Origin of the sequence: Bradyrhizobium sp. F1.13.3 (genome assembly GCF_040548265.1) — a bacterium.
Classification (GTDB): domain Bacteria; phylum Pseudomonadota; class Alphaproteobacteria; order Rhizobiales; family Xanthobacteraceae; genus Bradyrhizobium.
Map to the genome: position 1 here is coordinate 38,139 of NZ_JBEPRI010000007.1, position 25,097 is coordinate 63,235.

The window sequence follows — 25,097 nt, forward strand, 5'->3', positions numbered from 1 at the left end:
CGGTAAATGCGTGATCGCCAGCCACCGACAATGTCCTTCCCCTCAAGTTCGACTGACACGGCCGGCCCAGGCGCCCGCCTGTTCGGATTGCTGGTCCTGACGTGCAGCCTGGCGCTCGGCGCCTGCACCTCCCTGCCCCGCACGCCCTATACGGCCACCGAAGCCAGCACATCGCGCGTGCTCGATATCGACGGGCTCCGGCGCTATGCCGACGAACCCATCACGAAATTCAGCTTCGAGAAGGACACCAGCACCGCGACGAAGTCCTACCTGGCGCTGTCAGGCGGCGGCGCGGATGGCGCCTACGGTGTCGGCGTGCTCAACGGCTGGACCGCGGCCAGAACCCGTCCCACCTTCTCGGTCGTCTCGGGCGTGAGCACCGGCGGCCTGATTGCACCCTTTGCGTTTCTCGGCTCGCGATATGACGACACGCTGAAGGAGGTTTACACCAGCGGCGTCGCCGAGAGCCTGTTGAGCGATCCCAGCATCATGCGCGTGCTGTTCGGATCCGGCCTGTTCGGTAACACGCGGCTGCGCGAGCTCGTCGCCCGCTATGTCGGGCCTGAGATCATGGCGCAGGTCGCGCGTGAAAACGCCAAGGGCCGAAGGCTGCTGGTGGTGACGACCGATCTCGACACCCAGCGCACCGCGATCTGGGACATGGGCAGGATCGCGGCGGTCGGCACGCCTGAGGCGCTCAAGCTGTTTCGCGACGTGATGGCGGCCTCCGCCAGCATCCCGCTGGTGTTTCCGCCGATCATGATCGACGCCGAAGGCGAGGGCCGCAGGTTTCAGGAGATGCATGTCGACGGCGGCGTGACAGCCCCGGTGCTGACGCTGCCGGAAGCCCTGCTTTTCCAGGGCAGTCGCCTTCCCGGCCCTGCGAAGCTGGACATCTACATCCTCGTCAACAAGAAGATCGAACGCAATTTCGAGCTTGTCTCCAACAGCACCATCGACGTCGCCTCACGCAGCCTGTCCTCGATCACCCAGTCGCAGACCCGCTCGATCATCTTCTCGACCTATGATTTCGCGAGGCGCAACCGCCTGGGCTTCCATCTCTCCTATATCGCGCGCGACTATCCGGCCGCCCCCTCGGAAGGGTTCGACACCGCCTATATGCGGGCGCTGTATCAGTACGGATATGAGAAGGCCGCTTCAGGCCAAGCCTGGACTTCGACGCCTCCGTAAGCGCTCGCTGAGGAACGGGGCGGTGCCGAGACGGTTGACGATGCGGCCCATCCGGCCAGATTAGCCATGACGCACCCGTTGCTGCGCGTTATAGAGCAATCACTGATGTCACGACCGCGCAGGAATCATTGGGCATGGGATTGACTGCGACCAAGACAAGACCGGCAGCTCAGCGGCGCGAGGTGCCGAAATCGCGCGGCGGCCGCCCGACGAAAAGCGCCGCTATCGAGCGCGATCAGCGGCTGATCGAGGTCGCCACCCGCCTGTTCCTGGATCGCGGCTTCGACGCCACCTCGCTCGATGCAGTCGCGGAAGCCGCGCGCGTGAGCAAGCCCACCGTCTATGCCCGGTACGGAGACAAGCGCGGATTGTTCGCCGCCGTGCTGCGGCGCGAGATCGCGCGATGGCTTGCACCGCTATCCGCGGCCGCCGAGACGCAGCTCGGCAGCGCCTCGGACATCTCGGTCGAACAGCGGCTCGTCGAGATCGGGCGCGAGATGCTGAGCTTCACCTGCGGTCCCGATGCCGTCGCCTTCAGCCGCATGATGACGTCACAGGCCATCAACTTCCCCGATATCGCCAAGCTCGGCAAGGAAGAAGGCTGGCTCAAGGCCGTCGCCACCACGGCACGCTTTTTCGATCATCTGGTGGAGCAACGCGCGCTCGATATGGAAGACACCACGATCGCAGCCGAGGTGTTTCTCGACGTCGTCGTGGGGCATACCCACCGCATGGCGACGTTCGGAACGACGCTCGAGCTGAAAGACGCCGAAAAGCGCATGCGGATTGCCATCAAGCTGTTCCTGGCCGGTGCGCTTGGCCCCCCGGACCGCCTCCAGGACGCCGCCAAGACCACGCGGCGGCGGCGCCCGTCGCGCTGACAATTCCGTGAGGTTGCGATCTTTCCAAGGAATCCCGCGCCCGCGCCGTTGACCAAAACAAAACGATACGGTATGGTTTAATTATAGGGCGATGCGGATCGCTTTTTCACCAGCCCCAAAGAGGTCCGCACCGCCTCGATCGCCGCGGCGGTACAGCCCGTCATGACGCTCAGCGGCCGACCGATGCCCAAGGTCGGCCGCAAATTCTTTACGATCATCCGGCACACTCGCTGGCCGAGGGTTTCGAGCATGACGACAGCCAAACGACGGATCTCGGGATTGCTCGCGATCGCCCTGTCCGCACTCCTCCTCGCAGCGCCGGCGCGAGCGATCTTGAGCACGGGCACACCGACCGCCCTTCACAGCGACACAGATGGTGACGCCGAGATCGACCGCCAAGCGGTCAGTCGCGAGATCGAGCGCTTCCGCAGCTCGTCGATCTCGATCAACCAGGCCATGGCGATTGCAGAAGCCCGCCACGCCGGTGCCACCACGGCGGATGTGAGTTTCGACGGGGCCTCCGGCGTGCCGGTCTACCGGGTGAAGACCCTGCACAACGACCGGATCTGGCGCCACACCATCAATGCCGCGACCGGCGAGCTCGTCGGCGGCGAAGCCGCCCTCCCTCTCGCCGAGCTCGACCTCGACGACCGCAGCAACCTCGCAGCGCTCGGTGCCATCAAGCACCGACTTGCGGATGCCGTGCACGTGGCCGAACGCGCGGCCTCCGGCAAGGCGATCAGCGGCGGGCTGGTGCGCGAACGCGGCCGGCTGAATTTCGCGATCGTCGTCATCAGTGGCGACAACCTCAAGGAGGTCATCCTCGAACCGCCGGGCGCCCGGACCAAATAGCGGCGGCCAATCCCGCCGAAAAGCCATTGACGGGCGCAAAACTCTCCCGCATAAGCTCCCGCCATGTTCACGACCACCAAACGCACGACCAAAACCACCACGGCCTTCGGGGCCCGGGGAGGCGTGCGCGTGTAGTCGTCGACTAGAACGCAATCCACTCTACCGAAGCCCCGCCCTCGTTGGTCCGGGGCTTTTTTGTTGTCTGAATTCTCAAATCAATGGAGGACAAAGTGAGTAACGATCCCGTCGTCGCGATTGTCGGCGTCACCGGTGCGGTGGGCGCCGAATTCATCGCCACCATGGACAAGCGCGGCTTTCGCGTCGGCAAGCTCAAGGCGCTGGCCAGCGCCCGCTCGGCCGGCAAGACGGTGTCGTTCCGCGGGCAAGACGTCGTCATCGAGGAGCTGACCGAACGCGCCTTCGAAGGCGTCGACATCGCCCTGTTCTCCGCCGGCGGCAGCATCTCCAAGAAGTTCGCGCCGATCGCGGTCAAGGCGGGTGCCGTCGTCGTCGACAACTCCTCCGCCTTCCGCATGGACCCGAACGTGCCGCTGGTGATCCCCGAGATCAACGCGAACCGCATCCGCGACCACAAGGGCATCATCGCCAACCCGAACTGCGCCGCCATCACCGCGCTGGTGCCGCTGTGGCCGATCCACCAGACCAACCGCATCAAGCGCGTGATCATCTCGACCTACCAGGCTGCCTCCGGCGCCGGCGCTGCCGCGATGGAGGAGCTGGTCGAGTCCACCCGCGCCAACCTCAACGGGCAGGTTTATACGCCGAAGGTGATGCCGCATCCTTACGCGTTCAATCTCTTCAACCACAACACGGCGATCGACCCCGACACCGGCTACAACGACGAAGAGACCAAGGTCATCAACGAAACCCGCAAGATCTTCGAGGACGACAACATCGCGATCGGCGTCACCTGCGTGCGCGTGCCGGTGTTGCGGGCTCATTGCGAGGCCATCACCTTTGAATGCGAGAAGCCGATCAGCGAGGATCAGGTCCGCGCCATCATGGCGCGAGCGCCCGGCGTCAAGATCGTCGACGACCGTGCCAGGAACTACTTCCCGATGCCGATCGACGCCTCGGGCCAGGACGATGTCCTGGTCGGCCGCATCCGCAAGGACCTCAGCGACCCCTCCGGGCATTCGATCTCGATGTTCGTGGCGGCGGACCAGCTGCTCAAGGGCGCAGCGCTCAACGCGGTGCAGATCGCGGAGCTGCTGCCGCAGCGGGTGATGGCGTAACGGGAGGTGCGTAGGGTGGGTTAGCGACAGCGTAACCCACCACTGTCTCTACCGCGTAAACAGAAGCGGTGGGTTACGCCTTACGGCTAACCACCCTACGGTGCCCGAAACAACAAACACGCATCGCCATACGAATAGAACCGATAGCCGGTCGCGATCGCGTGTGCATAGGCCTGTTGCATCGTCTCCAGCCCGGAGAACGCCGACACCAGCATGAACAGTGTCGACTTCGGCAAATGGAAATTGGTCAGCAAGACATCGACGGCGCGAAAGCGATAGCCGGGGGTGATGAAGATCGACGTCTCGGCGGCAAACGGCTCAATGGTGCCGTCCTCGCCGGCTGCGCTTTCGAGCAGACGCAACGACGTGGTGCCAACCGCGATGATGCGCCCGCCGTTCTTGCGCGCGGTGTTGAGCCGCTCCGCCGTCTCGGCCGAGAGCGTGCCCCACTCGGCATGCATCTTGTGCCCTTCGGTGTCGTCCACCTTCACCGGCAGGAAGGTCCCTGCCCCGACATGCAGCGTGACGCGATTGATGCCGACGCCGCGCGCGTGCAGCGCCTGCTCCAGCGCCGGGGTGAAATGCAGGCCGGCTGTCGGCGCGGCAACGGCGCCCTCATTCGCGGCGAACATGGTCTGGTAGTCGGCGAGATCCTGATCGTCAGGCGTGCGTTTCGAGGCGATGTAGGGCGGCAGCGGCGGGCTGCCGAGATCTGCGATGGCCTGATCCAATGTCGGGCCGTGGAACGAAAATGACAGCGTCACCTCGCCTTCTGCGCCCTTGGCCTCGACTTCGGCGTCGAGATGGCCGAGCAGGCAGACCTTGCCCTCATTGCCAAAGCGGATGCGGTCGCCGGCCATGAGTTTCTTGGCGGGCTTCACCAGCGCCTGCCAGCGCGAGCCGTCGAGGCGTTTGATCAGGGTCGCCTCGATCTTCGGCTCGGTCTCGCGGCCGATGCGACGGCCTCTCAATTGCGCCGCGATCACCTTGGTGTCGTTGACGACGAGCTGGTCGCCCGGCTTCAGCCATTGCGGCAGGTCGGCGACGATCTGGTCGCGCAGCGTGCCGTGATCGACAACCAGCATCTTCGCGGAGTCGCGCGGGCTCGCCGGGCGCAAGGCGATGCGCTCGGCGGGCAGATCGAAATCGAAGAGGTCGGTGCGCATCGCGTGCTCACGGCCGTACAGTCACTCCTCATCCTGAGGAGCGCAGAACGCGCGTCTCGAAGGATGAAGGCCCCGCTGCTGCAGCTCGGCCTTCATGGGTTCGAGACGGCGCTACGCGCCTCCTCACCATGAGGGTTGAACGCCTACTCCGCGTCAGCCGCCATCCGCGCCTTGACGATTTTGTCGGGGTTCTGCACAGGCTCGCCGCGCTTGATCTTGTCGACGTTCTCCATGCCCTCGGTGACCTTGCCCCACACCGTGTACTGGTTGTCGAGGAAGCGGGCGTCGTCGAACACGATAAAGAACTGGCTGTCGCCGGAATCCGGGCTGGCGGCGCGCGCCATCGAGGTGGTGCCGCGCACATGCGGCTCCTTGTTGAACTCGGCCTTCAGCTTCTTGCCGGAGCCGCCGGTGCCGGTGCCCTGCGGGCAGCCGGTCTGCGCCATGAAGCCGTCGATCACGCGATGGAACACGATGCCGTCGTAGAAGCCTTCACGCACGAGTTCCTTGATGCGCGCGACGTGGCCGGGCGCCAGATCAGGCCGCATCTCGATGGTGACGGGGCCCTGCGTGGTCTCGAGGATCAAAGTGTTTTCGGTGGCGCTCATGCTCGTCTCTCTTGGGTTGGGGGTGAAGTCCTGTCAGGTGAAGTTTTGCGGTTGCGAAACTGGATCGCGAATGGACGCCCCGCAGCGGCGCCGGCCATCGCATCGGTAAATGGCATCGGCGTGCAGCGTTGCAATGCCTCCATTACCGCTACCCGGTATTGCAGCCGGTCATCGTCGGAGGCCTCCGCGGATTCATAGGTAATCCTCGGATGGCCCAGAATGTTTCCAGCCCGGTTAAAGCTCACGACGACGGTGATGTCGATCGGGCGGGCCCTGGCGGCGGGCGGCGGCTTCCAGCAGGTGCGCAGATGCCGGAAGATGTCCTGGATGGTGTTGACCTGTGCGTCCTCGGCGACCGCGCCGGAGACGCCGAGCAGCAGCACCGCGGCAATTAGCAGGAGCTTGCCACCGCTGCGCGCCATCGCCTCTCCTACTTGATGTCGGAAGCGACCTGCACCTTCACCATCTTGTCGGGATCGGTGACGGTGCCGCCGCTTGATCCGGGAGGTGCCTTCTTCAGCTTGTCGACGACGTCCATGCCCTGCACGACCTCGCCGATCACGGTGTACTGGTTGTCGAGGCTGCCGCCGTCGGCGAACATGATGAAGAACTGCGAATTGGCGGTGTCGACGCTGTCGCCGCGCCGGGCCATGCCGACGATGCCGCGCGCAAAATGCACCTTGGAGAATTCCTGCTTCAGGTTCGGATATTTCGAGCCGCCGGTGCCGTTGAAGTTCTGACCGTCGCCGGTCTGCGCCATGAAGCCATCCATGACGCGGTGGAACGGCACGTTGTTGTAATAACCCTCGCGCGCGAGCTGCTTGATGCGCTCGGCGTGCTGGGGCGCAAGGTCCGGCCTCAGCTTGATGACGATGCGGCCCTTGGTGGATTCGATGACGATGGCGTTGGCCTTGTCGAGGCCGGCCGGCAAGGCTTGCGCGAAGGCCGGCACCGCGAACAGAACCGCGGCAACAAATGCGAGAATTCGGATCATGATAACTCCGGATCAGAGATGAGACAGGAAACGCGCCGTTATCAGGCGAATTTTGCCTTGAGCAGCGCCGCAACCAGCGGCGGGACGAAGGCCGAGACGTCCCCGCCCATGGCAGCGATCTGGCGCACCAAAGTGGCGGTGATCGGGCGGACCATGGGAGAAGCCGGCAGGAAGACCGTATGCACCTCGGGCGCCATGGCCTCGTTCATGCCGGCGAGCTGCATCTCGTAGTCGAGGTCGGTGCCGTCGCGCAGGCCCCGAATCATGATCGTCGCACCGTGCTTGCGCGCCGATGTCACCGACAGATCGTCAAATGTCGCGGCTTCGAGCACGCAGCCGGCCTGGGCCGCCACCGGCCCACAGACGTCATGGAGCATCTTCAGCCGCTCCTCAGTCGAGAACAGAGGCTTCTTGCCGGGGTGCACCCCGATCGCGACAACGAGTCTGTCGCACAGCGACACGCTGTGGCGGACCACGTCCAGATGGCCGTTGGTGATGGGGTCGAAGGAACCTGGATAGAAGGCAATGCGGGGCATGGCCACGTCCTACCGCGCCCTGCCCGGCCCGGCAAGCCGGTCCGGTTCCCTGGCGGTTTTTCCGCAAGAACCGCGTCGGAATGCGCCCAATTGTTTCGTCCTGAGGGCGGCCACGAAACAAAACGGAGCGCGAACGAAACCATTTCCCGCGGTCGCGAAGACGTCCGGAAACTGGCCATGGTTACTAATCCGGCCAACGAACGACGGGCCGCACACTGGGCGTAGCGGCCGCATCACAGGGGACTGTCATGATCAAGGCTCTTTCGGCGATCGCCATCTCTGCGTGTGTTGCTGCCGCCCTCACCCTCCTGCCCGGCTTCGCCCCGACCGTCGAGGCGAGCGTGCCGCAGCCGCTCGCCAAGAGCGACCGGCTCGATATCCGCACGGTCGGCAAGGACTGCTCGCAGCAGGCCTGGCCGAACTTCGAGGCGTCTTGCCTTCGGCAGGCCGGCACCAAAGCCAATATCCGCGAGGCTCGCCTCGTGACTGCCAACCGCACTCCGTAGCCGGGTCTGTCAGTTTCGCGTCAGGAATCCTCGCGATAAGTCCCAACGACAAACCCCAAAGATAACCCATGGATATTTGCGACGTCCCGTCGCAGACTGCCTGATGCTCGCGCCCGTCGGAATGACCCGTCGGGCGCGATCCCATCGGGGGGTCGCCATTGTCCAGTACGCCCGCGGTTGCCTCCGGCCATCAACCTGATCCACTGCCGCTTGCGATGACCATGGGCGCCCTCGGGGTGGTCTATGGCGATATCGGCACCAGCCCCCTCTACGCCCTGAAGGAAGCCGCCAAGGCCGCCGCCCATGGCGGCACATTGACGAACGACGCCGTTCTGGGCGTTGCCTCCTTAATCCTCTGGGCATTGCTGCTGATCATCTCGCTGAAATATGCGCTGTTGATTCTGCGTGCGGACAACCGCGGCGAAGGCGGCATCGTCGCCCTGCTGGCCTTGCTGCATGCCCGCAACGCCCAACCCGGCACCTGGCGCGCGCATCTGCTGGTCGTCGGCCTCGTCGGCGCCGCGCTACTGTACGGCGACGGCGCGATCACGCCGGCCATTTCCGTGCTCAGCGCCATCGAAGGTCTGAAGGTCGACGCCCCCTCGCTCGCGCCGGCGGTCGTGCCCGTGACCGTCGTCATCCTGATCGGACTGTTCATGATGCAGAAGCAGGGCACCGGCTTCATCGGCCGCATCTTCGGACCGGTGATGCTCGCCTGGTTCTTCGTGCTGGCAGCGCTCGGCATCCACGGCATCGTCAAGGCGCCGGCGGTGCTGGCGGCGCTGAGCCCGCTCTATGCGTTCGACTTCCTGATCCACCAGGATTTTCATGTCTCCTTCGCGATCCTGGGGGCCGCCTTCCTCGCCGTGACCGGCGGGGAGGCCATGTATGCCGACATGGGGCATTTCGGCCGCCTGCCGATCCGGCTGGCCTGGTTCGCGATCTGCCTCCCCGCGCTGGTGCTAAACTATTTCGGCCAGGCCGCACTGCTGATCACCGACCCCACCATGATCGAAAATCCGTTCTTCCAGCTCTGCCCTGACGCCCTGCATTATCCGCTGGTCGCCTTCTCGGCGGTCGCGACCGTGATCGCCTCGCAGGCGATCATTTCCGGCGTGTTCTCGCTGACCCAGCAGTCGATTCAGCTCGGCTTCCTGCCGCGCATGCAGATCCGTCACACCACGAGCGACGCGATCGGCCAGATCTACGTGCCGCTGGTGAACTGGCTGCTCGCCGCCGCAACCCTCGGCGCCGTGCTGAGCTTCGGCAGTTCGGAGGCGTTGGCCGGCGCCTACGGCATCGCGGTGTCGCTGTTGATGGCGATCACGACGCTGCTCGCTGCCCTGGTCGCGATCCAGTGGGGCTATTCGCCGTGGCTGGTGGTGGCCGTGAACGGCTTCTTCTTCGTGATCGACGTGATCTTCTTCTCGGCCAATTCGATCAAGCTGTTCGAGGGCGGCTGGTTTCCGCTGATGCTCGCGGGGTTCGTCGCCTTCCTGATGCTGACCTGGCGCAGCGGCGTGAAGCTAGTCGAAGCGGCACGCGCGAAGCTGCGCCAGCCCGAGGAGGATCTGATCGAGACCGCGGTCAACAAGTGCAGCGCCAGGCTCCCCGGGACCGCCGTGTTCCTGGCGTCGGCGCCGCGCGGCGTGCCGCTGGCGCTGACCCAGTTCGTCAAGCACAACCACGTGCTGCACGAGCGCATCGTCCTGGTCACCGTGTTGATCGAGGAGCTTCCTCACATCGCCGACGAAGACCGCATCGAGGTGATCGAGATCATTCCCGGCATTACCCGCGTCATCCTGCATTACGGCTTCATGCAGAATCCGACGATCTATGACGGGCTGACCCTGGCCTGCCGCCACGGCAAGCTGCCCGGCATCGACCTCTCCGACATCACCTATTACGTCGGCCGCGAGACCATCATCCCGCGCGAGGACGTGCCAGGCATGTGGGTCTGGCGCGAAACCGTGTTCGCCTTTCTGCAACGCAACGCCGAACGCTCGGCCGCGTTCTTCGGCGTGCCGACCAAGCAGGTGGTGGAGTTCGGCACAGAGTTGGAGATTTAGCTGGTCAGTGCACTAGCCCGGATGGAGCGACTTGTCCGCCGTCGCTCGGAGAGCGAAGGCGCAATCCGAGACAACCGTTCGAATGAAGAACCCGGATTTCGCTCGCGCTCCATCCGGGCTACGGGGGGTGACGCATCACTCCCCGTTTGAGTCTCCATTCGTCCCGTTCCCGCTCTCGGCCTCTTCCGTGATGTGCTCGACCGACACGACGTGTTCGTCCTCGGCGGTGTCGAACACGATTACGCCCTGGGTCGAGCGGCCGGCCACGCGGATGCCTTCGACCGGGCAGCGGATCAGCTGGCCCTTGTCGGTGACCAGCATGATTTGATCGGCATCCTCCACTGGGAAGGAGGCGACCAGATTGCCGTTACGGTTGTTGACGCTCATGGCGACGATGCCTTTGCCGCCGCGGCCGGTGGTGCGGTACTCGTAGGACGAGGTCCGCTTGCCGTAGCCGTTGACGGAGACGGTCAGCACGACCTGCTCGGCCGCTGACATCTCGATATAACGCTCCTGGGCGAGCTGGAAACTGCCGGAGGTCTCCTCGGCCTCGGCATCCGCCGCCGGCTCCTCAGCCGCAGCTTCGCCGGCCACTGCACGACGCATCTTCAGGTACGCCGAGCGCTCGTCGGATGTCGTCTCGACGTGGCGCAGGATCGCCAGCGAGATCACCTTGTCGCCCTCGGCAAGCGCAATGCCGCGCACGCCCATCGAGGTGCGCCCGGTGAACACGCGCACGTCGGTGACGGGAAAACGGATGCACTGGCCGCCGGCGCCGGTCAAAAGCACGTCGTCGTGCTCGGTGCAGATCTGCACGTCGACGATAGCTTCGTTGTCGTCGAGCTTCATCGCGATGATGCCGGAGCGGCGGACATCGACGAAGTCGGACAGCTTGTTGCGCCGGACGTTGCCGCCTGTCGTGGCGAACATCACGTCGAGATTGCCCCAGGTGGACTCGTCCTCCGGCAGCGGCATGATGGTGGTGATGCGCTCGCCCTGCTCCAGCGGCAGGATGTTGATCAGCGCCTTGCCGCGCGCATTCGGCGCGGCCATCGGAAGGCGCCAGACCTTGATCTTGTAGACCTGGCCGCGCGAGGAGAAGAACAGCATCGGCGTATGCGTGGACGCCACGAACAGCCGGCTGACAAAATCCTCGTCGCGGGTCTGCATGCCGGCGCGGCCCTTGCCGCCACGGCGCTGGGCCCGGTAGGCCGACAGCGGCACGCGCTTGACGTAGCCGGCGTGGGAGACGGTGACCACCATGTCCTCGCGCTGGATCAGGTCCTCGTCCTCGACCTCGCCTTCCTGCTCGATGATGACGGTGCGGCGCGGGGTCGCGAACTCGGCCTTCACTTCGGCAAGCTCGGACTTGATGATTTCAAGCACGCGGTCGCGCGAGCGCAGGATGTCGAGATAGTCGGCGATCTCGCCGGCGAGCTTGTCGAGCTCCTCGCGGATTTCGTCACGGCCGAGTGCGGTGAGGCGTTGCAGGCGCAAATCGAGAATGGCCCTTGCCTGCTCCATCGACAGCCGGATCGTGCCGTTCTCGCTGATGCGGTGGCGCGGATCGTCGATCAGCGTCAGTATGTCCTCGACGTCGCGGGCCGGCCAGTCGCGCGACATCAGGGTGTCGCGCGCGGTGGTCGGATCGGGCGAGGTCCGGATGACGCGGATCATCTCGTCGATATTGGCGACTGCGATGGCGAGACCGACCAGGATATGGGCGCGATCGCGGGCTTTCGCGAGCAGGAACTTGGTGCGCCGCGTGACGACGCGCTCGCGGAAGTCGACGAAGATCGCCAGCAGGTCCTTCAGATGCATGATCCGCGGACGGCCGCTGTCGAGCGCCACCATGTTGACGCCGAAGCTCGTCTGCAGCGGCGTGAACCTGTAGAGCTGATTCAGCACCACATCCGGCACGGCATCGCGCTTCAGTTCGATGACGACGCGGTAGCCGTCGCGATCGGATTCATCGCGCAGGTCGCCGATGCCCTCGATCTTCTTTTCCTTGACCAGCTCGGCGATGCGCTCAACCATCGTCGCCTTGTTCACCTGGTAGGGAATCTCGGTGATGATGATCGCCTCGCGCTCCTTGCGGATGGTCTCGATCGCGACCTTGCCGCGCATCATCACGGAGCCGCGGCCGAGGTGATAGGCGGCGCGGATGCCCTGCCGTCCGAGGATGACGCCGCCGGTCGGGAAATCCGGTCCCGGCACGATGTTGATGAGCTCGTCGATGGTGAGCGTGGGGTTGTCGATCAGCGCGACGCAGGCGTCGATGACCTCGCCGAGATTGTGCGGCGGGATGTTGGTCGCCATGCCGACCGCAATGCCGCCGGCGCCGTTGACGAGGAGATTCGGGAACTTGGCCGGCAAGACCGACGGTTCGGTCTCGTTGTTGTCGTAGTTCGGCTGGAAGTCGACCGTGTCCTTGTCGATGTCGGCCAGCAGAGCCAGCGCCACCTTGGTCAATCGGGCTTCGGTATAACGATAGGCCGCCGGAGGATCGCCGTCGACCGAGCCGAAATTGCCCTGGCCGTCGATCAGCGGCACGCGCATGGAGAAGTCCTGCGCCATCCGGACCATGGCGTCGTAGATCGACTGGTCGCCATGCGGATGATATTTACCGATGACGTCACCGACCACGCGGGCGGACTTGACGTACTTCTTGTCCGGCGTGTGCCCCTGCTCGTTCATCGAGTACAGGATGCGGCGATGCACCGGCTTGAGACCGTCGCGGGCGTCAGGCAGCGCCCGCGCCACGATCACGCTCATGGCGTAGTCGAGATAGGACTTCTTCATCTCCTCGAAGATGGAGACGGGGCGAATATCCGAGGGTTGCGCCGGCTGGTCGCCGGGCTTGTCGTCGTCGTCAGCCAAGGGGAAATCCGGTGAGGTTTTATCTGGGAATCATATAGCGCATCGAGCCTCTGATAACCACCCTCGCGGCGATCTGGGAAGCGCTTTTTCCGCCTATTTTTCCAATAACTTAAGCCCTCGCGAGCAGTGTCTCGGTCAGCCCCCGCATCGACCTTGCAAAATTGCCGGTCACGCGTGGAAAACCGCGCGCCAAGCCTGCCCCATCAGCGCGTTTGCCAAGCCGCAATCCGAACTCAACCCAAACATGAAGCGGGCCCGGAAATCCCGAGCCCGTCCTGCCGATTAGCGGGATTTTCTGACACGAGATGAGAAGCGCCGCCCATCCGGCCGGCGCGTCCGCATCGAGACGCCGCGTTCTCAGAACGGTATCGCTCAGAACGGGATATCGTCGTCCATGTCGCTGTTGCGGCCACCGCCGCCGGCCGCTACAGGGCGCCGCGGCGCGCTGCTGACGGGACCGGAGGAGCCGAAATCGCCGCCCGGCTCGTCGCCGAAGCTGCCGCCTCCGCCGCCGCCGCTACGACCGTCCAGCATCGTCAGGGTGGAGTTGAAGCCCTGCAGCACGACTTCGGTGGAGTACTTTTCGACGCCGCTCTGGTCGGTCCATTTGCGGGTCTGGAGCGCACCCTCGACGTAAATCTTGGCGCCCTTCTTCAGATATTGTTCGGCGACCTTGCAGAGCCCTTCATTGAAGATCACGACGCGGTGCCACTCGGTCTTTTCCTTGCGCTCGCCAGTCGCCTTGTCGCGCCACGTCTCCGACGTGGCGACGCTCAGATTGGCGATCGGCCGCCCGTCCTGGGTGCGGCGGATTTCGGGATCCTTGCCGAGATTTCCAACCAGAATGACCTTGTTGACGCTTCCCGCCATCTCCGCTCTCCACTCCGAATGCCACTGAATTCAAGAAGGCCGGTCCGCTCCCCGCGTTCCGCCGTGCCCGTCGAGGCGACCCTATACGCTCGCCGAACGCTTGCGGCCGCCGATCCGTCCGTCACCCCTCCGGTTATCCCCACATATAGCATCGACCTCCAGTTCGTTCCAGATTTGTTCTTGGCGAATGACAGGACCGAATGTGTGGGATCGATCGCCAATGTGCTGTGAAAAGGCACGCGTCAAATGGACCTTTGTAGGTTCCTGGAAGGAAGGAAGGCTTGCCCTCTACGGGAACAATAGGTCAGCAACTGCACCATTTTCAGGCCGCTGTGGCTTTCCAGTGACACAACTTGCGGCTTCAATGGTGTAAGTACGGCCTTAGTTGGGCAAGTGAGTCCGATGCCCTTCCCTATCGTGGAAGGCACAATCAGAAACTGGGACTGGGATTAGTTGAAAATGAAAAAGGTTTTGTTGGCTTCGGCCTGTTTGTTCGCTCTCGCTGCCCCGGCTTCGGCCGCTGATCTCGCGGCGCGCCCCTACACCAAGGCCCCGGTGGCCATGGCTTCGGTTTATAACTGGACCGGCTTCTACCTCGGTGTCGTCGGTGGCGGCGCCTGGGAAGATTCGAACAGCCCGCGGATGCAGGGCGGCTTCGTCGGCGGCACCGCCGGCTACAATTGGCAGACCGGCAATGTCGTGTTCGGCATCGAGGCCGATGGCGCCTGGGCTGACGTCAACGCGTCTGTGACTGGTCCAGTTGCCGTCCCCGGATTTGGCGTCGTCAGCACCACCTTCAGCTCGAAGACCGATGCGATGGGCACTGTGCGCGGCCGTATCGGCTACGCCGTCAACCAGGTGCTGTTCTACGGCACCGGTGGTTACGCCTGGATCGACAACAAGCTGAGCATCAGCGCGCTCGGCGTGACCGCTTCGGACAGCAAGTGGCACTCCGGCTGGACCGTCGGTGCGGGCGTCGAAGCGTTCTTCGCTCCGCAGTGGTCGGTCAAGGGCGAGTACCTCTATCGCAGCCTCGGCAGCGAGAACTACTTCTCGAGCCTCGGCGCTGCGCTGCCGTCCGGCACGCTCAACTTCCACACCGTGCAGGTCGGCGTGAACTATCACTTCGGGGGCCCGGTGGTCGCCAAGTACTGAGTTCAGTACTTAGCTCCAACGCCATCCGCGTTACGAAAGGCCGGCCTTGCGCCGGCCTTTTTGTTTGACCGGCCGCTCCTGCGCAGTTCCGCAAGGCCCTGCTCCTGCCAGATGCCGCCAGCGCGCCAACAATCGGTTGACGATTCGCAAGTCCCACTGGAAATCCGTCCTCGTTCTTCCTACGTTCGCTTACATACCCATCGGCGCCGATCCCGGTTCCGGGCGAAGCGCGCCTATTGCGTTGGCGCGATCGCGCGCTTTTGGATTCCCTGAGGACCACCAGGATGGATGAAGTGATCAAGGCGAAGCGCCAACAACAGAACGCGGGATCAAACCTGCGCGCAATTACGATCCGTGGCGCGCGCGAGCACAACCTCAAGAACGTCGACGTCGAGATTCCCCGCGACAAGCTGGTGGTGTTCACGGGGCTGTCGGGCTCCGGCAAGTCCTCGCTCGCGTTCGACACCATCTACGCCGAGGGCCAACGCCGCTACGTCGAATCGCTGTCGGCCTATGCCCGCCAGTTCCTGGAGATGATGCAGAAGCCTGATGTCGACCAGATCGACGGCCTGTCGCCGGCGATCTCGATCGAGCAGAAGACGACGTCCAAGAACCCGCGCTCCACCGTCGGCACCGTCACCGAAATCTACGACTATATGCGCCTGCTGTGGGCACGCGTTGGCGTGCCCTATTCGCCCGCCACCGGCCTGCCGATCGAGAGCCAGACCGTCTCGCAGATGGTCGATCGCGTGCTGGCGCTGCCCGAGGGCTCGCGGCTCTATCTGCTCGCGCCCGTCGTGCGCGGCCGCAAGGGCGAGTACCGCAAAGAACTCGCCGAATGGCTCAAGAAGGGCTTTCAGCGCGTCAAGATCGACGGCGCCTTCCACGAGCTCGCGGAAGCCCCTGTTCTCGACAAGAAATTCCCGCACGACATCGACGTCGTGGTCGATCGCATCGTGGTGCGCGCCGACATCGGCCAGCGCCTCGCCGAAAGTTTCGAGACCGCGCTGAAGCTCGCCGAGGGTCTTGCCGTCATCGAATTCGCGGACGCGCCGGCTGCGGCAGCACCCGCGGAAGAGAAAGAGAAAAAGAAGACCGCAAAGATCCACGACAAGAGCGGACCCGAGCGCATGCTGTTCTCGGAAAAGTTCGCATGCCCGGTGTCCGGCTTCACCATCCCCGAGATCGAGCCGCGACTGTTCTCGTTCAACAATCCCTATGGCGCCTGCCCCGCGTGCGGCGGCCTCGGCGTCGAGCAGCATGTCGACGAAGACCTCGTCATCCCCGACAAGGAGCTCGCCATCGGCAAGGGCGCGATCGCGCCCTGGGCTAAATCCTCGTCGCCCTATTACATCCAGACGCTGACTGCGCTCGGCAAGCACTACAAGTTCACGCTGACCACCAAATGGAAGGATCTGCCCAAGAAGACGCAGAACGCGATCCTGCATGGGTCCGGCGAGGACGAGATCAAGTTCTCCTACGAGGACGGCGTCCGCTCCTACGACACCAAAAAGCCGTTCGAAGGCGTCATCACCAACATCAACCGCCGCTATCGCGAGACCGAAAGCGAGTGGGCGCGCGAGGAGCTCGCGAAGTACTTCCACGACGTGCCCTGCGAGGCGTGCCACGGCTTTCGGCTCAAGCCCGAGGCGCTCTGCGTCAAGATCGGCGGCAAGCACATCGGCGATATCTCGGAGATGTCGGTGAAGGGCGCCGGCGCGTGGTTCGAGACCGTGCCGGAGGCGCTGAACACCCAGCAGAACGAGATCGCCGGCCGCATCCTCAAGGAGATCCGCGAGCGCCTCACCTTCCTGCTCGACGTCGGCCTCAACTATCTCACGCTCTCCCGCTCCTCCGGCACGCTCTCCGGCGGCGAAAGCCAGCGCATCCGCCTGGCCTCGCAGATCGGCTCGGGCCTGACAGGCGTGCTCTATGTGTTGGACGAGCCCTCGATCGGCTTGCACCAGCGCGACAACGCGCGCCTGCTCGACACCCTCAAGAGACTTCGTGACCTCGGCAACACCGTGATCGTGGTCGAGCACGACGAGGACGCAATCCTGCTCGCCGACCACGTGCTCGACATCGGCCCCGGCGCCGGCATGCATGGCGGCAACATCATCGCCGAAGGCACGCCCGCCGAGATCATGCGCAACCCCAACTCGCTGACCGGCAAATATCTCACCGGCGAGCTCGAGGTCGAGGTGCCGGAGCGGCGCCCGCCGAACCATCGCCGCACCATCAAGGTGGTCAACGCGCGCGGCAATAACCTCAAGAACGTCACTGCCGAAATTCCGCTCGGCCTGTTCACCTGCGTCACGGGCGTCTCCGGCGGCGGCAAGTCGACGCTGCTGATCGATACGCTGTACAAGGCGATCGCGCGCAAGCTGAACAACGCCAGCGAGGGCGCGGCTCCACACGACCGCATCGAGGGCCTCGAGCACATCGACAAGATCATCGACATCGACCAGTCGCCGATCGGCCGCACGCCACGTTCCAACCCCGCGACCTATACCGGCGCCTTCACGCCGATCCGCGAATGGTTCGCCGGCCTCCCCGAGTCGAAGGCGCGCGGCTACGAGCCCGGCCGCTTCTCCTTCAACGTCAAGGGCGGCCGCTGCGAAGCCTGCCAGGGCGACGGCGTCATCAAGATCGAGATGCACTTTCTGCCCGACGTCTACGTCACCTGCGACGTCTGCAAGGGCAAGCGCTACAACCGCGAGACCTTGGAAGTCCTGTTCAAGGGCAAGAGCATCGCCGACGTACTCGACATGACCGTCGAGGAAGCCGCCGAGTTCTTCAAGGCGGTCCCACGCGTGCGCGAGACGTTCCAGACGCTGCATCGCGTCGGCCTCGACTACATCCATGTCGGCCAGCAGGCCACGACGCTGTCCGGCGGCGAAGCCCAGCGCGTCAAACTGGCAAAAGAGCTGTCCAAGCGCGCCACCGGCCGCACCCTCTACATCCTGGACGAGCCGACCACCGGCCTGCATTTCCACGACGTCAAAAAGCTCCTGGAAGTGCTGCACGAGCTGGTCGCGCAGGGCAACACGGTCGTCGTCATCGAGCACAATCTCGAAGTCATCAAGACCGCCGACTGGGTCATCGACCTCGGCCCCGAAGGCGGCGACGGCGGCGGCGAGATCGTCGCCTGGGGCCCCCCGGAAGACATCGCGAAAGCGCCCCGGAGCTACACGGGCAAGTTCCTGGCCCCGGTGCTGGCAAAGGCGCGGAAGCCGAAGCGAAGGCGTGCGGCGAGCGAGGCGGCGGAGTAGGTTACGCAGCGGGAGCATGCCGACACATTGTCTGAGGGAGACTGAGTTTGCCTGCCGGACTTGTGCAAACCTATCGTGCGTTCGCCCACAATAATGCTTGGGCGAACCATCGGCTGCTCACTGCTTGCGCCGCGCTGTCTCAGGCTGACTTCGAAGCCGCACGAACCGGCTTCTTTCCAAGCTTGCAGCGCACGCTCAACCACATCCATGTCATTGACCTCTTCTATGTCGATGCGCTGGAGGGCGGATGGCTGGGACCGGCGGCTTGGAAGAACCAGGTGCCGCACCTTTCACTTGCCGCGCTGAAGCCCGCGCAATCCGCGATCGACAAGCGCTTGATTGCTGTCTGCGATGCGCTGACGCCCGAGCTTCTCGACGGTCTCGTGCGGATCAATCGCGACACCCGCGTGCAGATCGAACGTCGCGACCGGCTGCTCATGCATCTGTTCCAGCATCAAATTCACCATCGCGGACAGGCGCATGCCATGCTGTCCGAAACGCACGTTGGCCCGCCTCAGCTGGACGAGTTCTTCGCCGAAGGAGAGGCGCCGCTCAGGGCTTCCGAATTCGACCAACTGGGATGGACCGAAGCAACCGTGTGGAAAGCCTAGCGGTGTAGCCTCGCCTCCATGCCCTACTCCCTCGCCATCTTCGACCTCGACGGCACGCTGGCCGACAGCTTTCCGTGGTTCCTGCGCACCATCAACGACGTCGCCGATCGATTCGGCTTCCGCCGCGTCGCGGATGAGGATGTCGAGGGGCTGCGGCATGCTTCGTCGCGCGAGATCCTCAGGTGGCTTGAGGTGCCCTTGTGGAAGCTGCCGGCGATCGCCCGGCATGCGCGGCGGCTGAAGGCTGAGGCTGCGGCGGAGATTTCGCTGTTTGCGGGCGTCGAGGCGATGCTGCGGACGCTGACGGAGAACGGCGTGCAGCTCGCGCTGGTGACCTCGGACAGCGAAGCCAATGCGCGCGAGAAGCTCGGCGATTGCGCGGCGCTGTTCGCGCATTTCGACTGCGCGGCCTCGCTGTTCGGCAAACCGTCGAAATTCCGACGGGTCATGCGGCGTGCCGGCGTGGAGCCGGGCAAGGTCATCGCGATCGGCGACGAGGTGCGCGACATCGAGGCGGCGCGGGCCGTGGGGATCGCCTGCGGTGCGGTGGCCTGGGGTTATACGGCGCCGGCGGCGCTGCGGGCGCTGGCGCCGGATCATATGTTTGAGCAGATGGATGAGATTGCGCGCACAGTGCGCCCGGCGTCGTAGCCCGGATGGAGCAACGCGCAATCCGGGAAAGTGTCCCCGCATTCCGCTTCGCTCCATGCGGGCTACACGCCCCTACTCCGTCCTGCGCAAGAACGCCCCGAACGCGCGCGGGCCGTCGCCGGTCTTGACTTCGCCGATCACTTTCATCTCGGCCGCGTCGATGATGCTGAGTGTATTGCTCTCCCAGCAGGCGACGATGACGCGTTTGCCGTCCGCGGTCGCGGCGATGCCTTCGGGGTAGTCGCCGACATTGATCCGCTTGATCGGCTTCAGCGTCGCCAGGTCGAACACGCTGACAGTGCCGCCATACTGGTCCGTGACGAAGCCGCGGCCCTGCGCCAGCGCCACGGCATAGGGACGCATGCCGACCGGTACGCGGCCGGTCTCGGACCCGGCGCCGATGTCGATCACCGAGACATCGTTGGAGCCGACATTGGCGGTGTAGGCGCGTTTGCCCTCGGCATCGACGGTGACGCCGAACGGACGCGTTCCAACCTTGATGGTCGCCCTGCGCTGGCGCGTCGCGGTGTCCGCCACCGAGACGCTATCATCGTCGCGATCGGCCGAGAGCAGCAGCTTGCCATCCGGCGTCACTGCGAGCCCCGACGGCGAGGCGCCGACCGCGATGCTGGCTGTGACGCTGCGGCTCGCCGCGTCGATCACCCGCACGGCCGCCGCGTACCAGTCCGCGACGTAGACGGTGCGGCCGTCCGGCGCGACGGCAATGCCAAGCGGTCCGCCGCCGACCTCGATCCGCCCCACAAGCTGCCGCGTTGCCGCGTCCACCACCGTCACGGCCTTGGCATCCGGGCTCGTGACATAGGCAAAGCGCCCGTCCGCGCTGACGGCGACGCCGGCGGGTTTGCCGCCGATCGGGATCGTCGCGACGCTGCGCGCCGTGGCGAGGTCCACGACCATCAGATCGTCGCTGAGCTGGTTGGTGACGAAAGCCTCTTCGGCGGACACATGGGCAATGCCGGCAAGGCAAAGGCTGGCGGCGGCCGCCGCCAGGACCAGCGCCCGCACCGTCAGCTTCCGCTCTCGATCTTCTTCTTCAGTGCCTCGAGGCCGGCCTGATACAGCCCCTTCACTGCCTTGACCGCGGCTTCGTCACTCAGCTCCGGCGGCGGGTCGTTGTTGGGAAAGCCGCGGTAGAACGCGCCGGCCCATTCCAGCGTCGAGCCCTTGCCGTCGGCACTCGGCGTCACCGTCAGCGTCGAGGAATAATTGGTCACCGGCAGCACCTTCACGTCCACATTGGTGATCCGGTAGGAATAGCTCATCGCGGCGGCGTCGAACTTGTAGAGCTCCTCGTCGACGGTCGCGCCTCCCGTCAGCGTCAGCTTCCGCGTCGCGCCGATCTCGTTGCCCTTCTCGCCCTCGGTCTTGGTAACAGGCGGCAGCCAGCTCATGTCCTGGAAATTGCCGATTGCGGCCCACACCTTGGCCGGGGCAGCGTTGATCTCGATGGATTCGCGCACCTTCTGCCGGGTCGGCCCGTGGGCCCAGGCCGATGTCAAAGCCACCGCGCCCGCGGCAGTGAGCACCGCGGCCAGGACCGTGCGCCGTCCAATCGTCACCCTCATCTCGTTTCCTCATGCGTCTCATTGATCATGCGCGACTTGAAGCGCGCTGGGATCATGGTAGCGCATTTTGCGGCCGAGGGGAGACCCGTTCGTGGCCGCGTTGCGGCGGGCGTCCGGGCGCCCCACAACCCCTTGCCGCCCGGCGGGCAAAACACCCAAGCAGAGGGTCAATCACGGCTCGCAAAAATATTTCTCTTTATCCGTATTTCGGTTTATCGTATAGACGACCATCCCAACCCGGCCGAGGGGCGGATCGCGATCGTCACGAACGCGGGATGGGACGTGGTGGACGCAGGCGGCGTCGGCGCGAAGGGCTTTGCAGGGCGGGAAACCGTGAGCGATGGCGTCGCGCACACGACCGGTGCAGCCTGCGTACGGCAAAATCGTGTGGTCCTAGCGCCCGGGGTCTGTGCGCCAAGTCTTGCGGTGATGTGGCGGCCCGACCGGGCGCGCGCATCAGCCATCCGCAAGGCGGCGGGGGCAATAGTGCATCGCTCCCCGGGGAGAGCGCGACATAAGCCGTCAAACCACTGCGCAGGGAAGGCCGTGTGTTGGGCTTCACCTGTATGCCGCTGTGCAGCCTCTTGTAGCGCAACCTTCGCACAGTGGACCGTGGGTGCCAGCCGGCACCCGGCCTTCCCTGCGCCCTCGGCATTTTGGGGGCGACCGTACTGGCAAAGCTCGGGCGCGATGTGCCGCGAGGAGGCGAAGATGTGTTTACGATTCAGAAGCGAGTTGGTGGAGAACAACGAACGCTTCTCGCGCCGTCATTGCGAGCACAGCGAAGCAATCCAGAGTACCTCCGCGGAGAGACTCTGGATTGCTTCGTCGCAAGCGCTCCTCGCAATGACGACCGAGACAGTGAGTGGCTGTCGCGTCCCTCGCTCACTCCCCCAGCGTCGCCTCCACGAACCCGCGCGGGTCGTCATAGAACTCCCGCATCACCCGGTAATGATCGGTCTGCTCCACCGTCGTCGGCTCCAGGCCGTATTTCCCGAGCCGGAGCAGCTGTGCGTTGGGATAGGCCATCAGCATCGGCGAATGGGTTGCCATGATGACCTGGCAGATGCGGGACTCCTCCATGCATCTCAGCAGCTTCAGAAATTCGATCTGGCGCGCAGGCGACAACGCCGATTCAGGCTCGTCGAAGATGAAAATGCCCTGGCGCTGGCAGCGCTCCTCGAAGAAGCGCAGGAATCCTTCGCCGTGGGAATGCGACAGGAAATCGGGGCCGACCTGCCCGGCATCACGTGCGGCCTTGTCGAGATATCGCGCCACCGAGAAAAAGCTCTCGGCGCGAAAAAACCAGCCATTGGTAATCTTCGGCAGCCAGCTTGCGCGCAGCGCCCTGGAGAGTTGGCCGCCCATCGTCTCCCTCGCTTCGGAGTGATCGACGGGCATATAACCCTTCCCGCCACCCGCATCGTCGTAGCCGGCGAGCGCGGCAATCCCCTCGAGGATCGTCGACTTCCCGGTGCCGTTCTCGCCGACGACGATCGTGATGCCGGCGTCGAAGTTGAGCTCGAAATCGTCCGGAAAGATGGGTAGGCAAAACGGATAGACTTCGCGATCGTGGACCTGCAACGGGTCGAGCCAGATCCGCTTCAGATAAGGCGCCGGCAGGTTGATCGTTCGACCACGTCTTCGGCTCATGCCCGGCCCTCAACCCTTCCCACCGATCTCTTAACCTGAACATATCAGGAACGAAACCCTCGCGAAAGCTGCATCTGAGAAACAGATGGAAACAAACGGCACAAACCCGATATGCGCCACTTGGACGCAAATTATAACCTCAGATTGTGGGCCGAATTCATCCTTGGGATACGCAGCTGAGACAGTTTCCTGGCATGAGGCCAGCCCCCACCTCGCGACCCCGCAATGATTGACGGACGTCCGGGACTGTAAGAGCCGCGAGGAGTGCGCGATGGTATCAACGTATTTCAGTTACAGCTACATCGCGCGCAATCTCAAGCAGTCCCTGACGCGGGTCGAACAGCAACAGGACGTGGCGCGAGAGGCCGCCTACTACAAAGCCCACATCGGCAAGGTGAAGTCCGTCGACGACTTCATGAAAGACTATCGCCTTTATCACTATGCAACGAAGGCATATGGCCTGGAAGACATGGCCTACGCCAAGGCCTTCATGAAAAAGGTGCTGGAGAGCGACCTCTCCGACGCAAACAGCTTTGTCAACAAGCTGGTCGACAAGCGTTACCGCGAGTTCGCCGCGGCATTTTCCTTCAATGGCAGCGCCACGCCGGTTGCGCAATCGGAGAACCAGACGGATGAGATGATCGGTCTGTATACGGCGACCAGGAAGAGCCAGGTCGATGCACTTACCGGCGACTCGAATTACTACAGCGCCGAAATCGGCAACATCAGCAGTGCAGACCAGCTCCTGAACAACGACCGTCTTCGCAACTATGTCTATTCGGCGTACGGGATCGATCAAGGCAAGTGGTCGCGTGACACGATAAGTCAGGTCTTGCGCAGCGATCCATCCGATCCCAACAGCTACGTCAACACCACTTTCGCCTCTCAGCTGAGTGGCCTCAACGCCGACCTTGCTCAGGCCCGATCGGATGTCACCGCAGCCAATTCAAGGATCGCCGACTACACCGCCCAACTCTCGCAACCGGGCGCGAACGTGACCCAGTTGAACGTCCAGATCCTGGTCGAAAAGTATCACCTGGAGTCATATGCGAACAGCATTTCCAGCCTCAGCGACCAGATAGGGACGATCGGCGGGTTTGTGGACCTCGCCGGCGCGTTCGAGTTTTCCTCCGACGGGTCGCTTCCGTCAGGCGTATCCGCGCAGAGTGCTGCAAACGTCACGATCACGAAACAGAGGTTCGACGACAGCAAGTCCGACGTCTATTCGGCGGCGAGCCCGTTGAACGAAGCTTTTGCGATCAGGCAATTCAGAACAGCCATCCTCAAGATCAATTCAGTCCAGGCGTTCGTATCGACACCAGGCGTGTATGATTTTGCGCTGGGAGCCGTCGGCCTCGATCCCGCAAACGTCTCGCCGGCGACTGTGACGGCCGTGCTCGAAAGCGATCTCAACGACCCCAACAGCTACGTCTATACCCTCAAGGACAATCGATATCTGGAGCTGGCACGCGCCTTCAACTTCGACGCAAAGGGCAATCTTACGACCCCCTTGGTGGCTCAGGACTCGGCTGAAGTCCTCCAGATCGCGAAGGACTATGTCGTTGCAGCGGTGAAGAGCGCAAGCACGGCAACTCCCCAGCAGCAGGCGGCAGTTCGGGCACAGGCCACGAAGGATGCGTCGGAATATCAGCAAGCCATCACCGGGATCGACAGTGTTTCCGATCTTCTCGCAAACAGGCCGATGGTTGATTTCATCCTCCTGGCAAAGGGCTTGGACCCCAGGAAGGTCAGCACGGAATTTCTCAAGAAGATCTTCAGCTCCGACCTGAACAATCCAAAGAGCTTCGCGAACACCGAGAACGATCCTCGCTTTGCCGAAATCGTCGCGTCGTTCAATTTCGACAGCAAGGGCAACGTCGCGCGCCTTCCGATGATGGGGCCGCAGAAGCGGGATCAGTTTCGGGAAACACAGGCGAATTATGTCGAGCAAAGCCTGGAGCAGCAGCAAGGGGATGCGAATCCCGGCGTGCGCCTGGCGATCTATTTCCAGCGGAAGGCGGGGGACATCACGTCCGCGTACGACATCCTTGCCGACAAGGCGCTTTCGGAGGTGTTCAGGACCACCTTCGATCTGCCTGACTCGATGGCGGCGATGCCGATCGATCAGCAGGCCAAGTTCGTGGACAGATTCATGAAGATCAAGGACCTGTCCGATCCCGCGAAGGTTACAAAGCTGCTGAACCGTTTCTCCGCCATGTATGACATCAGAAACAGCCAGAGCACCGGGCAGGGTCAATCCCCCCTGCTCAACCTGTTCCAGGGATCCGGTTCGGGGATCAGTGACTCCACATACTTGGCCATTGCCAAGCTACGCACCCACTGATGATCGCTCTTCGGGG

22 protein-coding genes are annotated in these 25,097 nt (G+C 63.8%); 11 read left to right on the forward strand and 11 right to left on the reverse strand.

Annotated features, from left to right (window positions below; translation table 11 throughout):
- Positions 1 to 6: 6 nt before the first annotated feature.
- Together ABIB66_RS19870 and ABIB66_RS19875 are read left to right on the forward strand one after the other, a co-directional pair.
- On the forward strand, positions 7 to 1,191 hold the full coding sequence (locus tag ABIB66_RS19870) for a patatin-like phospholipase family protein (protein WP_354210058.1): 1,185 nt from the start codon (positions 7 to 9) through the stop codon (positions 1,189 to 1,191).
- Positions 1,192 to 1,325: 134 nt separating this feature from the next.
- On the forward strand, positions 1,326 to 2,072 hold the full coding sequence (locus tag ABIB66_RS19875; protein ID WP_354210059.1) for a TetR/AcrR family transcriptional regulator: 747 nt from the start codon (positions 1,326 to 1,328) through the stop codon (positions 2,070 to 2,072).
- A 77-nt stretch (positions 2,073 to 2,149) separates the two neighbouring features.
- Here ABIB66_RS19875 and ABIB66_RS19880 read toward each other — a convergent pair whose 3' ends face one another.
- Complete coding sequence (locus ABIB66_RS19880; RefSeq protein ID WP_354255528.1) at positions 2,150 to 2,323, reverse strand: hypothetical protein; 174 nt, start codon at positions 2,321 to 2,323, stop codon at positions 2,150 to 2,152.
- Here ABIB66_RS19880 and ABIB66_RS19885 point away from each other — a divergent pair.
- A complete protein-coding gene (locus tag ABIB66_RS19885; RefSeq protein ID WP_354210106.1) occupies positions 2,322 to 2,924 on the forward strand; it encodes a PepSY domain-containing protein in 603 nt (200 codons plus the stop codon). The two genes, ABIB66_RS19880 and ABIB66_RS19885, sit on opposite strands and share 2 nt — an antisense overlap.
- Before the next feature lie 218 nt (positions 2,925 to 3,142).
- Complete coding sequence (locus ABIB66_RS19890; protein WP_354210060.1) at positions 3,143 to 4,180, forward strand: aspartate-semialdehyde dehydrogenase; 1,038 nt, start codon at positions 3,143 to 3,145, stop codon at positions 4,178 to 4,180.
- A 95-nt stretch (positions 4,181 to 4,275) separates the two neighbouring features.
- On the opposite strand, the gene queA is transcribed toward ABIB66_RS19890, so the two are convergent.
- The 5 genes from queA to coaD form a co-directional block, all read right to left on the reverse strand.
- On the reverse strand, positions 4,276 to 5,346 hold the full coding sequence (gene queA, locus ABIB66_RS19895) for a tRNA preQ1(34) S-adenosylmethionine ribosyltransferase-isomerase QueA (protein WP_354210061.1): 1,071 nt from the start codon (positions 5,344 to 5,346) through the stop codon (positions 4,276 to 4,278).
- Positions 5,347 to 5,489: 143 nt separating this feature from the next.
- Positions 5,490 to 5,954 carry a peptidylprolyl isomerase gene (locus tag ABIB66_RS19900; protein ID WP_007590736.1) on the reverse strand — a complete coding sequence of 155 codons (465 nt, stop codon included), beginning with the start codon at positions 5,952 to 5,954 and terminating at the stop codon, positions 5,490 to 5,492.
- Entirely contained in the window at positions 5,951 to 6,376 is a 426-nt protein-coding gene (locus tag ABIB66_RS19905) for a UCP034077 family protein (protein ID WP_354210062.1), read from the reverse strand. The genes ABIB66_RS19900 and ABIB66_RS19905 overlap by 4 nt, the downstream gene beginning before the upstream one ends.
- 8 nt (positions 6,377 to 6,384) lie before the next feature.
- Positions 6,385 to 6,948 carry a peptidylprolyl isomerase gene (locus ABIB66_RS19910; protein WP_354210063.1) on the reverse strand — a complete coding sequence of 188 codons (564 nt, stop codon included), beginning with the start codon at positions 6,946 to 6,948 and terminating at the stop codon, positions 6,385 to 6,387.
- Between the two features lie 41 nt (positions 6,949 to 6,989).
- Positions 6,990 to 7,484 carry a pantetheine-phosphate adenylyltransferase gene (gene coaD / locus ABIB66_RS19915; protein ID WP_275171172.1) on the reverse strand — a complete coding sequence of 165 codons (495 nt, stop codon included), beginning with the start codon at positions 7,482 to 7,484 and terminating at the stop codon, positions 6,990 to 6,992.
- Positions 7,485 to 7,732: 248 nt separating this feature from the next.
- Here coaD and ABIB66_RS19920 point away from each other — a divergent pair, with 248 nt between their 5' ends.
- Both ABIB66_RS19920 and ABIB66_RS19925 read left to right on the forward strand, forming a co-directional pair.
- Entirely contained in the window at positions 7,733 to 7,990 is a 258-nt protein-coding gene (locus ABIB66_RS19920; RefSeq protein ID WP_275171173.1) for a hypothetical protein, read from the forward strand.
- A 215-nt stretch (positions 7,991 to 8,205) separates the two neighbouring features.
- Entirely contained in the window at positions 8,206 to 10,059 is a 1,854-nt protein-coding gene (locus ABIB66_RS19925; protein ID WP_354210108.1) for a potassium transporter Kup, read from the forward strand.
- A gap of 135 nt (positions 10,060 to 10,194) precedes the next feature.
- Here the strand turns inward: ABIB66_RS19925 and gyrA are convergent, their stop codons facing one another.
- Both gyrA and ABIB66_RS19935 read right to left on the reverse strand, forming a co-directional pair.
- Positions 10,195 to 12,939, reverse strand: a complete 2,745-nt coding sequence (gyrA, locus tag ABIB66_RS19930) for a DNA gyrase subunit A (protein ID WP_354255336.1) — start codon at positions 12,937 to 12,939, stop codon at positions 10,195 to 10,197.
- A 372-nt stretch (positions 12,940 to 13,311) separates the two neighbouring features.
- Positions 13,312 to 13,809 (reverse strand): single-stranded DNA-binding protein, encoded by a 498-nt coding sequence (locus ABIB66_RS19935; RefSeq protein ID WP_007590726.1) that lies wholly within the window; start codon positions 13,807 to 13,809, stop codon positions 13,312 to 13,314.
- Positions 13,810 to 14,268: 459 nt separating this feature from the next.
- Between ABIB66_RS19935 and ABIB66_RS19940 the strand changes: the two genes are divergently transcribed.
- The 4 genes from ABIB66_RS19940 (at position 14,269) to ABIB66_RS19955 (ending at position 19,498) form a co-directional block, all read left to right on the forward strand.
- Positions 14,269 to 14,964 carry an outer membrane protein gene (locus tag ABIB66_RS19940; RefSeq protein ID WP_354210066.1) on the forward strand — a complete coding sequence of 232 codons (696 nt, stop codon included), beginning with the start codon at positions 14,269 to 14,271 and terminating at the stop codon, positions 14,962 to 14,964.
- 284 nt (positions 14,965 to 15,248) lie between these two features.
- Positions 15,249 to 18,236, forward strand: a complete 2,988-nt coding sequence (uvrA, locus tag ABIB66_RS19945) for an excinuclease ABC subunit UvrA (RefSeq protein ID WP_354210067.1) — start codon at positions 15,249 to 15,251, stop codon at positions 18,234 to 18,236.
- A gap of 47 nt (positions 18,237 to 18,283) precedes the next feature.
- Positions 18,284 to 18,847 carry a DinB family protein gene (locus tag ABIB66_RS19950; protein WP_354210068.1) on the forward strand — a complete coding sequence of 188 codons (564 nt, stop codon included), beginning with the start codon at positions 18,284 to 18,286 and terminating at the stop codon, positions 18,845 to 18,847.
- Positions 18,848 to 18,865: 18 nt separating this feature from the next.
- On the forward strand, positions 18,866 to 19,498 hold the full coding sequence (locus tag ABIB66_RS19955; protein ID WP_354210069.1) for an HAD-IA family hydrolase: 633 nt from the start codon (positions 18,866 to 18,868) through the stop codon (positions 19,496 to 19,498).
- Between the two features lie 72 nt (positions 19,499 to 19,570).
- Here the strand turns inward: ABIB66_RS19955 and ABIB66_RS19960 are convergent, their stop codons facing one another.
- The 3 genes from ABIB66_RS19960 to ABIB66_RS19970 form a co-directional block, all read right to left on the reverse strand.
- Positions 19,571 to 20,524 (reverse strand): YVTN family beta-propeller repeat protein, encoded by a 954-nt coding sequence (locus tag ABIB66_RS19960; RefSeq protein ID WP_354210070.1) that lies wholly within the window; start codon positions 20,522 to 20,524, stop codon positions 19,571 to 19,573.
- 2 nt (positions 20,525 to 20,526) lie between these two features.
- Positions 20,527 to 21,084 (reverse strand): SRPBCC family protein, encoded by a 558-nt coding sequence (locus ABIB66_RS19965; RefSeq protein ID WP_354210071.1) that lies wholly within the window; start codon positions 21,082 to 21,084, stop codon positions 20,527 to 20,529.
- Between the two features lie 885 nt (positions 21,085 to 21,969).
- Positions 21,970 to 22,737: an AAA family ATPase gene (locus ABIB66_RS19970; RefSeq protein WP_354210072.1), complete on the reverse strand. Its 768-nt coding sequence runs from the start codon at positions 22,735 to 22,737 to the stop codon at positions 21,970 to 21,972.
- A 271-nt stretch (positions 22,738 to 23,008) separates the two neighbouring features.
- Here ABIB66_RS19970 and ABIB66_RS19975 point away from each other — a divergent pair, with 271 nt between their 5' ends.
- Positions 23,009 to 25,081 (forward strand): DUF1217 domain-containing protein, encoded by a 2,073-nt coding sequence (locus ABIB66_RS19975; RefSeq protein ID WP_354210073.1) that lies wholly within the window; start codon positions 23,009 to 23,011, stop codon positions 25,079 to 25,081.
- Positions 25,082 to 25,097 lie beyond the last annotated feature (16 nt).

Bases quoted from the DNA above. Each gene is read 5' to 3' on its own strand.
- ABIB66_RS19870 (WP_354210058.1), top strand. From the start codon at position 7: ATGCGTGATCGCCAGCCACCGACAATGTCCTTCCCCTCAAGTTCGACT.
- ABIB66_RS19875 (WP_354210059.1), top strand. From the start codon at position 1,326: ATGGGATTGACTGCGACCAAGACAAGACCGGCAGCTCAGCGGCGCGAG.
- ABIB66_RS19885 (WP_354210106.1), top strand. From the start codon at position 2,322: ATGACGACAGCCAAACGACGGATCTCGGGATTGCTCGCGATCGCCCTG.
- ABIB66_RS19880 (WP_354255528.1), bottom strand. From the start codon at position 2,323: ATGCTCGAAACCCTCGGCCAGCGAGTGTGCCGGATGATCGTAAAGAAT.
- ABIB66_RS19890 (WP_354210060.1), top strand. From the start codon at position 3,143: ATGGAGGACAAAGTGAGTAACGATCCCGTCGTCGCGATTGTCGGCGTC.
- queA (WP_354210061.1), bottom strand. From the start codon at position 5,346: ATGCGCACCGACCTCTTCGATTTCGATCTGCCCGCCGAGCGCATCGCC.
- ABIB66_RS19900 (WP_007590736.1), bottom strand. From the start codon at position 5,954: ATGAGCGCCACCGAAAACACTTTGATCCTCGAGACCACGCAGGGCCCC.
- ABIB66_RS19905 (WP_354210062.1), bottom strand. From the start codon at position 6,376: ATGGCGCGCAGCGGTGGCAAGCTCCTGCTAATTGCCGCGGTGCTGCTG.
- ABIB66_RS19910 (WP_354210063.1), bottom strand. From the start codon at position 6,948: ATGATCCGAATTCTCGCATTTGTTGCCGCGGTTCTGTTCGCGGTGCCG.
- coaD (WP_275171172.1), bottom strand. From the start codon at position 7,484: ATGCCCCGCATTGCCTTCTATCCAGGTTCCTTCGACCCCATCACCAAC.
- ABIB66_RS19920 (WP_275171173.1), top strand. From the start codon at position 7,733: ATGATCAAGGCTCTTTCGGCGATCGCCATCTCTGCGTGTGTTGCTGCC.
- ABIB66_RS19925 (WP_354210108.1), top strand. From the start codon at position 8,206: ATGACCATGGGCGCCCTCGGGGTGGTCTATGGCGATATCGGCACCAGC.
- ABIB66_RS19935 (WP_007590726.1), bottom strand. From the start codon at position 13,809: ATGGCGGGAAGCGTCAACAAGGTCATTCTGGTTGGAAATCTCGGCAAG.
- ABIB66_RS19940 (WP_354210066.1), top strand. From the start codon at position 14,269: ATGAAAAAGGTTTTGTTGGCTTCGGCCTGTTTGTTCGCTCTCGCTGCC.
- uvrA (WP_354210067.1), top strand. From the start codon at position 15,249: ATGGATGAAGTGATCAAGGCGAAGCGCCAACAACAGAACGCGGGATCA.
- ABIB66_RS19955 (WP_354210069.1), top strand. From the start codon at position 18,866: ATGCCCTACTCCCTCGCCATCTTCGACCTCGACGGCACGCTGGCCGAC.
- ABIB66_RS19965 (WP_354210071.1), bottom strand. From the start codon at position 21,084: ATGAGGGTGACGATTGGACGGCGCACGGTCCTGGCCGCGGTGCTCACT.
- ABIB66_RS19970 (WP_354210072.1), bottom strand. From the start codon at position 22,737: ATGAGCCGAAGACGTGGTCGAACGATCAACCTGCCGGCGCCTTATCTG.
- ABIB66_RS19975 (WP_354210073.1), top strand. From the start codon at position 23,009: ATGGTATCAACGTATTTCAGTTACAGCTACATCGCGCGCAATCTCAAG.